We start from the raw sequence: 12,607 nt of genomic DNA, 5'->3' as shown, positions 1-12,607 counted from the left end.
AAAAAAAGGTAAGCACCTTACAAGTGCTTACCTAGCTAAAACCTCATCGAGAGAAATAATTCTATGGGTTAACTCTTCATTCGAATCTAACACACCAATAACAATTTGATTATCTTCTGTTATGGTCGCATATCTAAATAATTCATCCCCAAAAAGGCGCAAATCTGTTTCCTGTTTTGCCTCCATCTTCGCAAAGACAGTTTCTGTGTACTCAAGTGGGAGATAATCATCTATTCCTTCTGGTGGTTCACCAACCCATTTAAATAGGAAATCTTTGATGGAATATTGCTCAATCATCGATAATGTGTTCTTAAATGTTAGCTCATTTACGAGTACTGTTTTCAGCTTAATCACTCCTTAAGTAAGTAAAGTTTATACCTTCAAATGCCGAACAACAACTGTATTATAGTGACAGAATATTTACATTTTGATGTCAACTGTCAAACCTATCCATAAACCCAACAAAAGAAAAAGCCAACCCATCATGGGGTTGACTCGGTATTTAACTCTTCATTTTTTGATAGATTGGAAAAATTTTCGAATAAATGATTAATATAATGGCTTAAATCAAATCCATCTTCTTTCACAAACTCTGATAATAGCAGCGATTGACCTTTCATTTCTCCCATCTCCCCTGAAACGTCTTTACTACTACTATTCCCAATCTAGCATTCTTTTATACAAAAAAATCTCTCAAAATGAGAGATTTTTTTAAGATTAAGAGTATAAATTTGTACTTCGAGAATTGTCTAGCTCCAGGCGCCATCGGCTCGAGGTCACAAGCTTATCCAGTTGCGGCTCCTTGGGACACAAGTCATTAGCCACCCCCTGACGAAGGCAAAAAACGCCTTCTTACAGGGTGCGTCTTATGCCTTCGTCCCAGAACAGTCGCCTCCACATTTAAATCAATACGTCCAAAAGGTTAAAGAGCAACCTTTCGGCCGGCTTGTCTTGTGCTTGTCGCCGATAAGCGGCGCCTTGCGCTTTTCTAATAGAAACGCTTAAAGGCCGCAAAATGAGCGGTATAGTATGGACTATGTAAATTAGAAATCATAATGCCATGGGCTTCATCCGCGTGAATGAATTGATTCTCGTTAAGATAGATGCCCATATGAGAGATTCCTTGCTTATATGTATTTTCAAAAAATACAAGATCGCCAGCCTTTGGTGTGTTCACATAATAACTGCGGTCATAATAGCCTGCTGCCGAGGTACGAGGCACTGATAAACCTGCTTTGCTAGCGACATAATAGATAAACCCGCTGCAATCGAAGCCAGAAAGGGAACTTCCACCCCAAACATACTTAATTCCTTGTAAACTTTTAGCGATAGAAGCGATTTGCTCACCAACATTCGAAACCGAGCCTGGTGACGATGTTGGTGTAGTTGGCGTTGGTGCCAAAGAAGCCGTTCCTGTCACTTTCAGCTTTTGTCCGACAAAAATTAGATCAGACTTCAGGCTATTGAGTGTCTTTAGCTGCGAAATAGTTATATCGTATGTTAAAGCAATTTTACTAAGCGTGTCGCCGCTTTTAACTGTATACACAGTGGTACCCGTAGTAGGGGCCAGTGTTGGTGTCGGAGCTGGAGTAGTACTTCCTTGTTTTGCATACACCTTTAGCGTTTGACCGACATAAATCAAATCGGATTTTAAATTATTGAGCGTTTTTAATTGCTGTACGGTCATCCCATACGCAGCGGCAATTCTACCTAAATAATCCCCGCTTTTGACCGTATATGCCGTTGTCGCAGCAGAAGTTGTTGCGGTTGTCGTGGTCGTTGGTGTTGTTGAGATTGCAGTCACCTTAGCCATAGTGGGCGCGGAAACTGTGACTGTTTTTCCAGGTGCAGATACTTTCAGTGTCTGGCCGGGATAAATCAACGTGCCTGTTAGGTTATTCCACTGCTGCAGTTCGCCGACAGTGAGATTGAAACGGTTGGCAATCTTAATTAAAGCATCGCCGCTGACCACCTTATATGTTGTTTGTTGAACGGCCTGAACGGAGGCTATCGGTGCTTTAGAGTTAATCTGAAGCGTTTGATTGACATAAATCCGATCAGAAGTTAACCTATTTAATTTTTTGATATTTTCCACACTGGTATGATTATTAGATGCAATTTTGGTTAGAGTATCACCTTTTTGGACCTTGTATGATGCCGCCATCGCTGACCCTGCAAATACCGTCGAAAAAAGAGCCGTTGTCGAAAGAGAGCGAATGATTGTTTTCTTCATCTAGTAAAAATCACCTCATATTTTCATATTTTTATTAATTTTACCATAGTTTGCTAATTTCTCGAGGTCGAAAAGTTACAAAATACGTAGGAATTTTAGACTATTTGGTGAATTTGCATAGAAAAAAGGGCAAAATTCTACTAATTTTGCCCTTTGCGTCTTTCATTACTTTTAGGTGGTCATCATAAAAAATTTATTGTGACCGAAGCAGCTTTATTTTTTCGGAGATGGTCAAAATAACCAATTATATTACCCGTTTCAGCTCCTTTTCTACCAAAACGATCACAAATACCTTTATATAAAGGCTAGTCTCATAGAAAAATTCGTTGGAACAGCCAAGTCGCGCCTAAAGCTACAATTGCGTACGAACCATAGATAACGATTTTACTAGAATTTCGTAACATATACAGGTACGCTAACAACGGTAGCAGGACGAGCACAATTGAGAGCTGGACCGCTTCAATGCCGAGGTTGAAATTCACAAGCGCTACAGCCAAATGGCTATTTGGAATAGGCATTTCTTTTAAAAGGGTCGCAAAGCCGAGGCCGTGAATCAAGCCAAACAGGAAGGTGATACTCCAGCGAAAGCGGATTTCTTTTCGAAAAATATTCTCAAGCGCAACATAACAAATACTAAAGGCAATCGCTGCCTCGACAAACCGCGATGGCAGTGTGACCCAGCCTAAAACGGCCAGACTGAGCGAAATACTATGGGCAATCGTGAATGACGTGACAATCGCCGCATACTGTTTAAAGGATTGCTTTCGCAGCAGCAGGGCCAAAAGGAATAGCAGATGATCATAGCCCGTTAAGATATGAAGCATGCCTAATTTAAAAAAAGAAAACCACGATGTCGAAGTCGTTTTTTCAGCAGGCTTTGCCGTCGCCTTAGGCTGGACATGCGTTGTATCAGGCTGTGTCGTTTGCCCTTGCTCTTGCTGAACCTCCGTGACTAAAACCGTCCAAGTACGATCTTTACCTTGTAACACGCCCTCACTCGATTCCCCGTAGATTGAAGCCGTGATCAGGTCGACATAGTTGGTACCCGTGTCGTTATAATAAAAACCATCATTAAATTCAATGGTTTCCCCTGGTGAGAAAGCCGGGAAGGTCATATAAGTGGACAAATATTCTTTGTTTTCCTTTTTCACAAGCTTCATGGCTGTAATCTTTGGCGTTTGTTCCTTATTTCCTTTATCAAGGGTAAGACCCTCTTCGATTAACTCATTCAAATGATGCTGATTCTTTTTGATTTCTGATTTTTCAAGGACAAAGTTTTTGTTTGCGTCAATTCCGGGTATTAATTCAATAATGGATAACGTATCAAGGGTAAAAACTAGCTGCGTTTTTTTACTGTCCATTGTGATTTTGGTATAGCCAGCGCTATAGGAATGGGCTTCCGTTGGCTTAGGTGAGAAAATAACTGCAGCTAGTAAAAGAGATAATAGAGTAGAAATGAATGGAATATGTCTAGTCATCAAAACCAAATAGCCCCCTAAAAACTATAACGAAATAAGTTTTTCTTTCATATAATCACATTTATAGGTACTTGTATATCTTTGGTTATACTTTCTAACATTAATTCTGTGTAAAGATTGTAAATTGTATATAATTTCAAAAAAATATTTTATAGAATAGAAGTGTAATTTAGAAATATCTGAAAGTGGGGCGATAGATAGAGATATTTTTCTAAAAAAATATATAAAAAAGGGCGGAGAATGAATGAAGGGGAAGAATAAGAAGTGGACGAGTTCGTTCATGGCAGCGCTTCTATTGATTAGTACGTTCTTGCCGAGCAGTTTGATAGGTAAAGCGCAGGCGGAACAGGCTGATCATGTCGTTATCTCTCAGGTTTATGGGGGTGGAGGTAACAGTGGGGCCATTTATTCGAATGACTTTATTGAACTATACAATCCAACCGATACTGATGTTTCTCTGGAGGGATGGTCAGTTCAATATGCAAGTTCAACAGGTAAAGCATGGAGTATTACTGCTCTAGAAGGAACCATTAAATCTCATGGATATTACTTAATTCAAGAGGCAGCTGGTACCACAGTAACTGACAAACCGTTACCTAGCGCTGACAAAACTGGGACTATTCCGATGGCAGCAGGTGCGGGGAAAGTGGTTTTAATAAATTCTACTACTGCATTGACTGATCCAACACCAACAGGTGCTATTGATTTTGTTGGATATGGATCTGGAACAAATGCTTATGAAGGATCAACTGGACCGACAGCTACCATATCTGCAACAAAGAGTGCACAACGCAGACCTTACGCAAATGTAGACCCAGCCCCTGGCAAAGGAAATGCCTGGGATTCAGATGATAACGCCGCTGACTTCTACGTAGGAGCAGTTGCAGCTCCACGAAACACGGCAAGTCCCACAGAAGCACCTATGGCAGCAGTCACCAGTCTGCAGCCAAAAGGAAATAACATTCAATTCCTAAAAGACGGTACGACTGTAAAAGTGACCGGAAAAGCAGAAGCAGCAGAAGCTGGTTCGACCGTAAAAGTGTATGAAACTTCAGCCAAAGGAACGGCACTTGGAAACGCAACGGCTGATTCAAACGGTGCTTTTGAGATTAGCTTCACAACAGACAAAGCACTAGCATCCGTCTTTATAGCGGCGACACAATCCGGATTAGATGAAAGTGCGGCCATCCAAATCGATGCAGCCGCCGCAAGCACATCCTTAACTCAAGCCAAACTAAGCTATTCCGTAACAAACGGAGTCGGTACACTAATTGGCGGCACAGGTACAGCTGCTGCCAATGCAGACATCAATGTGTACGCAAATGAAGCAGCAACAGAAAAATTAAACACACAAGCGATTACGGCGGGCACATCAGGTGACTTCACAATTACCATTAACAATGCGCCTAACACTGTTTACGTAACACAAACCACCAGCACTGCAAAAGGAATCATGCTGCAAAGTAATCCGGTATCTGTATCGAAAGCCGATACAACCGCTATAACAAAAATTGCAGACGTTCGTGCATCCGATACAAAAGGGCAGCCAGTCAATGTGAATAAGTACTTTACCATTGAAGGTGTGGCTACAGTTAATAACCAAATCCTTGGAACACAAGCGCAAAATCTTTACATCCAAGACGATACAGCCGGCATCAATATCTTTAGTACTTCTCTTGATTTAGGCTACCAGATTCAAAAAGGGGACAAGGTCCGCATAACGGGTAAGGTCCTCTATTACAATGGCTTAACGGAATTTGAACCAACTTCGATAGATAAAATAAGTGAAGGAAATCCAATTCCAACAGCCAAAACCGTTACAATCAATGACTTAAACACATTCACGACGGCTGAACCGCTCGAAGGCAGCCTTGTTACCGTAACAGGAAAAGTTTCCGCCGTGGCCGCATCAGGTGCAAACTACAATGTTACTTTTGTCGATGACAACAGTAAGGCCACTACCCTAAGGGTTATGGCCGCAACGGGAATCAAACCTGACACAGACCTTGTTGCCGGAAAAAGCTATACCGTAACAGGTGTCCTAGGACAATATACAACTAACGCATCAGCAACGAACGGTTACCAAGTGTACCCTCGTGATGTAAAAGACATTGCGTCCATGTTAGGGATCACCCATACGGCGTTAACGCAAGTCTACAAGGACACAAATGTTGAATTCGAAGCGAATGCTGACGGTGCGGAGTCTGTAACGGTTTACTACCGAGCAACAGGAACCAACGACTACACTGCACTAGCTATGGTAAACGGCGGCGATGGACGTTATACCGCTACATTACCAGCAGCTAACGTGCCGCAAAGCGGATTCGAATATTATATGGAAGCAAAAGCAGGTGCCCAAGTCCAATCGGCAGGGTCAAGCACTGCTCCGTACAAAGTCAGCTTAATCGATGACATAACAGGACCAGAAATTTCAGGGTTTACACCGCAGGATACGACCCAAGTAGAAAGTCCAAAACCTGAGATTTCCGCTATGATTGACGATGCAAGCGGCGTTGACCAAACAACAGTGCAATTGTGGTTGGATGGAAAAGAACTTACAGCGCCAGCGGCAACCATCAGCAAAACACAGGTAAAATATACGCCGCAGGACGACCTCGCGCTAGGCAAACATACCGTTAAGGTCGCGGCAAAGGACACAAAAGGCAACCTATCAGAAAAAACATGGACCTTTGATGTGGTGCCTCGTTTTACTGGCGGAAATCACTACCGCGGGACGACGCATAACCACACCAACATTTCTCATGACGCGGCAGGTACGCCTGAAGATGCGTTAAAAGCAGGGAAATTCCATCATTATGACTGGTTTGCTTTTTCCGATCATTCACATGATATTGACCCAGAAAAATTGGGAACGGACACCGTAGAGCGTAAAACAGCAGACGGTAAGTCGGTGCCGGAGCGTTCAGGCGGCTCTGATTGGCAGCTAACAAAAGATCTTGCAAAGCAATACACAAAAGATGGTGACTATGTTGTCTTCCCAGCATTTGAGATGACGTCAACTACATGGGGTCACTCCAACATCTTCGGTACCGATAACTTTATCGACCGAAACATCAACGGCAAGCAATACCAAGACTTAAGCCAGTACTATGCATGGGTCATGACATATGACGATATCGTGGGTCAATTCAACCACCCGGATATGTCAGCCAATGCGTTTAACAACTTTAAGCCTTATGATGCCAATGTAGATAAGCTATTTACCATGTTAGAAGTAGGAAATGGTTCCGGACACTACGGCTACGCTAACGCGGAAGGGAAATTCTACTCTGCTCTAGATTTAGGCTGGCATGTCGCACCAACTTACGGTGAGGACAACCATGAAGGTACGTGGGGCCAAGTCAATGCCCGTACGGTCATCGTAGCAAGCGACCTTTCGCAGGCATCACTACTTCACTCCATGCGCAATATGCGCGTCTATATGGAAGAAGATCCGAACTTCACCCTAGACGTCTTAGCGAATGGCTATTACATGGGTTCAACGGTCGACAGCAAAACACTGAAGTTTGATATTAAAGGTAGCGATTATGTAGCAGAAGCGCATAACGATACAGATTATAGCTATCTTCCAACAAGCTATAAATCAGATGATAGAATTCAAAAAGTAGAATTAATTACAAATGGCGGTAGGGTAGTCGATTCTTATGAGCCAATGACGAAAGACTTCACTTGGAATCCAACCTATACCGTTACCGGCGGCCAGCAATGGTTTGTGGTAAAAGTAACGCAAATGGACGGCGAGCGAATCTATTCTTCGCCAATCTGGTCAAAAGAAGAACCAGTCGATGTCAAAGTCAACAGCATTGATGTAGACGGCGGCGTCATCATTGGCGGCAACCCGGCTGCATTAAAAGCAACGGTGGCCAACAACGGAACACAAGTAGTGAAAAATTTAAAAGTTGATTTCTATTATGATGAAGTCAAACAAGAAAATCTAATCGGCACTAATAGCATTTCTTCGATTCTTCCGAAGAGCTCTGCGACCGCATCAGCAACATGGGCTGCTCCATTAACCGGTGACCGTAAGATTATTGCGGTTGTAAGTTCCTTGGACGGTCTCGATCTAGGCGATACGCAGTTTGTTTTACCAGTCAAAATTAAAGAGCCGCTCGGCGTGAAAGTTTTAATTGATGCCGCGCATGGCAATGAAAATACGTCAGCCGACAGCGGAACGTACAAGGATAACTTAAAATCCTTCACACAGATGCTGCAAAAAGAAGGCTATACAGTCGCTGAAAATAAATCAGCACTTACAGATGAAGTATTAAGTAATGTGAAGGTACTCGTGCTCACACACACCAGAACAGCACTAACCGCAGCGGAAGATGCTGCTGTGGCGAAGTTCGTGCAAAATGGCGGTTCCTTATTAATGGCAGGCAAGAGCAATAACAGCACCGATCCTACCATGAACAACGCCCTTCTCACTGACATGGGCTCGGCGATTCGGATGGGGAATGATGGCGTCTTTGACTTAAGCAAGAGCGGTAACTTCTGGAGCGATCCAACGGTCAGCCCTTATGCCGTTCGCGTGCATCCAGGCTTAGTATCTAACTTCATTACCGACCGCGTATCGTTTATTGACTATTACAGCGGAACAAGCTTATCTGGAGCTAACAACCAGCCGCTCGCAGCATCTGATAAGGTAACCATCCTTGCCAAAGGAAATGACACAACTTATCAAGGCAATATTAAAGGCGGATACACCTATGATGCAGTTTCCGATGATACTGGCGGTTCGACGATTCCGTTAATTGCCTCCGAAGAAATTGGCACAAACGGACGCATCATTGTTTCCGGTATGAACATCTTCAATGACAAACAAATGGATGAATCATATGAGCCAAAAGGAAACGATGAATTCACGTTAAATGCCATCAACTGGTTAGCGCATCGTGAAACAAAAGTGTCTAAAATTGCCGATGTCCGTAAACTAGATGACAACACAGATGTTGTTGTAGAAGGTACAGTGACGACAGGAGCAGACGTATTCTTCGATGCCTTCTACCTTCAGGATGAAACCGGCGGTATGATGGCATTCCAAGAAGTTCCATCAGGATCACTGAAACCAGGCGACAAAGTACGTGTCTATGGTCACGTCAAGACATTTGAAAATAACAAAGAGCTAGAGTTTACTAGTTTTACAAACGATGTGATAAAAACCGGTACAGGCGATCCAATTCAGCCGAAAACCGTAGCTACAGGTGAAGCAACATCTGCTGCCAACCAAGGGCTGCTAGTGAAGGTAAAAGGTAAAGTCGTTTCTAAGTATGACGATAATTCCTATGTCATTAATGATGGTTCGGGTGATGTATTAGTCTTTACCGATGGATACATTGTCAACCAGAGCGGTCCAGTACCAGTTCTAAAAGTCGGCGAGACATTAGAAGCAGTCGGCCTTTCTGGAGCGTTTGCAGAAGGGACCCGAATTCGTGTCAGAGATACGAAGGAATTGGTGGGAATCGATACTTTAGCACCTGACGCACCAATGGTTAAACCGGTAACCGATGCGGATGAAACCATTACGGGTACAGCGGAAGCAAAAGCGACTGTAAAAGCGATGGTCGATGGCGAAGAAAAGGGAAGCGCAACTGCAGGAGAAGATGGTATATTTACAATCTCTATTCCGAAGCAAATTGCAGGAACCAAAATTTCTGTTACGGCAATAGATTCCGCTGGAAATAATAGTCCTGCGGTTGAAGTAACCGTAATCGATGTAACCGCACCTGACGCACCAAGCATCAACCCAGTAAACGATAACGATGAAGTCATTACTGGAACGGCGGAGGCAAATGCCACTGTTGTTGCTAAGGTGAATGGTACAAAAATTGGCACGACCACAGCCGGATTCGATGGTACTTACACCATTGATATAGCTCCGCCGCAAACAGCCGGTTCTATGATTTCCATTACCGCTGTCGATGCGGCAGGTAATACTAGTGCACCAGCTGAGGTAAAAGTAACAGACGAAAAAGTGAGCAAGGTAAGTGTCACAACAGCTAAGCCTGGTACACAGGTATTTAGAGAAGCTATTGTGTTTAACGCAAGCTCTGAAGGAAGCAGAACACCTGAATATCGTTTCTATATTATCGATAAAAAGGGAGATACAATTTACAAGCAGAACTTCGGGGCAAGCAACACGCTAACTTGGACTGCGAAAACTCCTGGCACTTACACGATGGTCGTGGAAGCAAAGGACAAACATAATACCGGATTGATGTCGAATTACTATGAGGCACGTTCGGAATTGACCTTTGACGTTGAAGCGGGAAAAGGGAAAAATTAATAAGTTATTGAAAGCGGAAAGAGTGGGAAGATACTCTTTCCGCTTTTTTATATTTGCTTAATCTGCCTGTTATATGATCTTTTTTTTTATATGGTCACAAAAATAATTTATATTGACCGCAGCGTCCACTTATTCACCAAAACGGTCACAGAAACAAATTATAATGCCCGTAGCGTCCACATTTTCACCAAGACGGTCACAAAAACGAATTATATTGCCCACAACGTCCACTCTTTCTCCAAAACGGTCATAATCCTCTTTTGATCAGAAATTCCTCTCATCCCCATTACTATAGTTATCTCAAACGACCAAAATAAAAATGATTCGATATAACGAAAAGTAGTAATAAGGTTCTACCCACGTCAATATATTAGACGCGTATGGTTTTTTTACTAGTTCAATAGTCGATGGGAGAGATGGTATGAAGAAAAGGACATCAGCATTATTAGTAAGTATCGGTTTATTACTTGCTAGCAGCATTCCAGCCTTTGCGGCAAATAATGACCCAAGCGGAACCAAAAATTTCAAAAAGGCATCACAAAAGGTCAACTCAGTTATTCAGATTCCAGCCAAAAACCCAAACAGCAAAAAAGTAACCGCAACATTTAAAAACAATGCAAACAAGCAATATAAAAAAGGAGAAGTCATTGTAAAATATAAAAATGCCTACTCAACAGAAAGTCTAGGTGCATTAGCATCGAAATATAATTTAAAAACAAAAAAGAATTTAAATAACTCCACAACAAAACTATTAACCTATAATGCAAACCTTCCAATTAGTGATGTACTTAATGCTCTAAATGCATCAACGCAGGTCGAGTATGCGGAACCGAACTACCTCATAAAACCAGATGCAGTATCCGACCCGTTATACGGCCAATTATGGGGAATGAAGAATACAGGTCAATCGATTTTGGGCTCTTATGGTAAAGCTGGTATTGATATTGGTGCAGAAGGAGCTTGGGCACTCACCAAAGGAAGTACTAGTGTTGTCATTGGTGTTATCGATACAGGGGTAGACATTAACCATCCAGACTTAAAGGCGCGAATCTGGAAAAACCCAGGCGAGATTGCAGGCGATGGCATTGACAATGATAAGAATGGGTATATTGATGACGTCAACGGCTGGGACTTCTTTAATCAGGATAATACTGTATTTGACTCGGCTGACGGAGATGAACACGGTACGCACGTTTCCGGGACGATTGCTGGAACAGCTGATACCGTTGGTGTTACCGGTTTAGCACCAAATGTCAAAATCATGCCGCTTAAATTCATCGGACCTGATGGGGGATATACATCGGATGCGATTCTAGCCATCAATTATGCCAAGGCAAAAGGGGTAAAAATCACCAACAACTCATGGGGTGGAGGCGGCTTCAGTCAAGCATTATCCGATGCCATTAGAGATTCCAACTCCCTATTTATAGCGGCAGCAGGAAATGATGGAGAAAACAATGATGTCACACCACATTATCCAGCAAACTATGATTTGCCAAATATTATCTCGGTAGCGGCAATTGATAACACTGGTAATCTTGCCGATTTCTCCGACTATGGTGCGACAAGCGTTGATATTGCTGCACCTGGTGTCAGTATCCTAAGTTCAGTACCACCACTCTATGGAGATTATGCCGATGCTTATGATTATTACAACGGTACATCCATGGCGACACCACATGTCACTGGGGAAGCAGCCCTATTACTTAGTAAGTATCCAACCTATACGCCAGCTGTTATCAAGCAATCGATTTTGAAAGCTTCAACCCCACTTTCTTCCTTACAAGGGCTAGTATTAACAGGCAGTATGGCAAGAGCGGATAAGGCGCTTGCGTACCAGCCTGACAGCGATATACCGGGGATTCCATTCACGGGTACCAGTATAACCACTACGGCCAACGCGACAAATGACAAAGATGATGTTTACTCTATGGACCTATTAAAGGGTGAAAGAGTGACTGTAACCTTATCTGGAGCAACGGGTACAGACTTTGATATTTACCTATACAATAACACCGCAACAACCGTTAATAGCAGTGCAGGAATTGTGGCCTACTCGGAAAAGGCCGCCACATCTAGTGAGACCTTTACGTATACTGCTTCAGCAGATGGCACCTATTATTTAGATGTTTCCGCGTTCAGTGGATCAGGAAGCTATACAGCAACGGTCAAAAGAGGGGCAACCGCGGCAACCTATGAAAATACAGCGAAGGAAATTAGCTATGTTCCTGCATGGAGCACTTCAAGCAATACAAGTGCATCAGGTGGCTCCTATGCGGTAACAAATACGGCAGGAGCGAAGGCGCAGTTTGTCTTTAATGGCACATCCGTATCGTTAACAGGTACGAAGTATGCATCACAGGGAATGGTTAAGATTACAGTAGACGGTGTTAGTACAACAACAAGTCTGTACTCTGCTTCTAATCTCTATAAACAAACCTATTATACAAAAACAGGTCTCGCAGCAGGTAGGCATGTATTAACCATTGAATGGACTGGAAAAGCAGCCACAGGAGTTAAAAAGTCCGCTACCGGCGTGAATCTTGATACGATTATTGTAAAATAATGAAGTGTGTCCTTGAAAACCTTACC

Annotated in this window: 6 protein-coding genes; 2 read left to right on the top strand and 4 right to left on the bottom strand. The window is 42.8% G+C overall.

All coding sequences use genetic code 11. The features are described from left to right. Positions 1-27: 27 nt before the first annotated feature. The 4 genes from JOC76_RS09775 to JOC76_RS09760 form a co-directional block, all read right to left on the bottom strand. On the bottom strand, positions 28-354 hold the full coding sequence (locus JOC76_RS09775; protein WP_205177417.1) for a hypothetical protein: 327 nt from the start codon (positions 352-354) through the stop codon (positions 28-30). A 128-nt stretch (positions 355-482) separates the two neighbouring features. Then, the gene (locus JOC76_RS09770; protein WP_205177416.1) at positions 483-620 is read right to left on the bottom strand and encodes a hypothetical protein; all 138 of its coding nucleotides are present in this window, start codon (positions 618-620) and stop codon (positions 483-485) included. A gap of 368 nt (positions 621-988) precedes the next feature. Further along, complete coding sequence (locus JOC76_RS09765; protein WP_205177415.1) at positions 989-2,233, bottom strand: C40 family peptidase; 1,245 nt, start codon at positions 2,231-2,233, stop codon at positions 989-991. A 311-nt stretch (positions 2,234-2,544) separates the two neighbouring features. Next, positions 2,545-3,711 (bottom strand): HupE/UreJ family protein, encoded by a 1,167-nt coding sequence (locus JOC76_RS09760; RefSeq protein ID WP_205177529.1) that lies wholly within the window; start codon positions 3,709-3,711, stop codon positions 2,545-2,547. 244 nt (positions 3,712-3,955) lie between these two features. Between JOC76_RS09760 and JOC76_RS09755 the strand changes: the two genes are divergently transcribed. Then, positions 3,956-10,015 (top strand): Ig-like domain-containing protein, encoded by a 6,060-nt coding sequence (locus JOC76_RS09755; RefSeq protein WP_205177414.1) that lies wholly within the window; start codon positions 3,956-3,958, stop codon positions 10,013-10,015. Positions 10,016-10,436: 421 nt separating this feature from the next. Continuing rightward, the gene (locus JOC76_RS09750) at positions 10,437-12,581 is read left to right on the top strand and encodes a S8 family serine peptidase (protein WP_205177413.1); all 2,145 of its coding nucleotides are present in this window, start codon (positions 10,437-10,439) and stop codon (positions 12,579-12,581) included. Positions 12,582-12,607 lie beyond the last annotated feature (26 nt).

The sequence above is a fragment of the Neobacillus cucumis genome, from assembly GCF_016908975.1.
GTDB classification, from domain to species: domain Bacteria; phylum Bacillota; class Bacilli; order Bacillales; family Cytobacillaceae; genus Neobacillus; species Neobacillus cucumis.
This window is presented reverse-complemented; position numbering and strand designations above follow the sequence as displayed.

Excerpts from the sequence above, each read along its gene's own strand:
- JOC76_RS09770 (WP_205177416.1), bottom strand. The coding sequence starts at position 620 with ATGAAAGGTCAATCGCTGCTATTATCAGAGTTTGTGAAAGAAGATGGA.
- JOC76_RS09765 (WP_205177415.1), bottom strand. The coding sequence starts at position 2,233 with ATGAAGAAAACAATCATTCGCTCTCTTTCGACAACGGCTCTTTTTTCG.
- JOC76_RS09755 (WP_205177414.1), top strand. The coding sequence starts at position 3,956 with ATGAAGGGGAAGAATAAGAAGTGGACGAGTTCGTTCATGGCAGCGCTT.
- JOC76_RS09750 (WP_205177413.1), top strand. The coding sequence starts at position 10,437 with ATGAAGAAAAGGACATCAGCATTATTAGTAAGTATCGGTTTATTACTT.
- JOC76_RS09760 (WP_205177529.1), bottom strand. The coding sequence starts at position 3,711 with ATGACTAGACATATTCCATTCATTTCTACTCTATTATCTCTTTTACTA.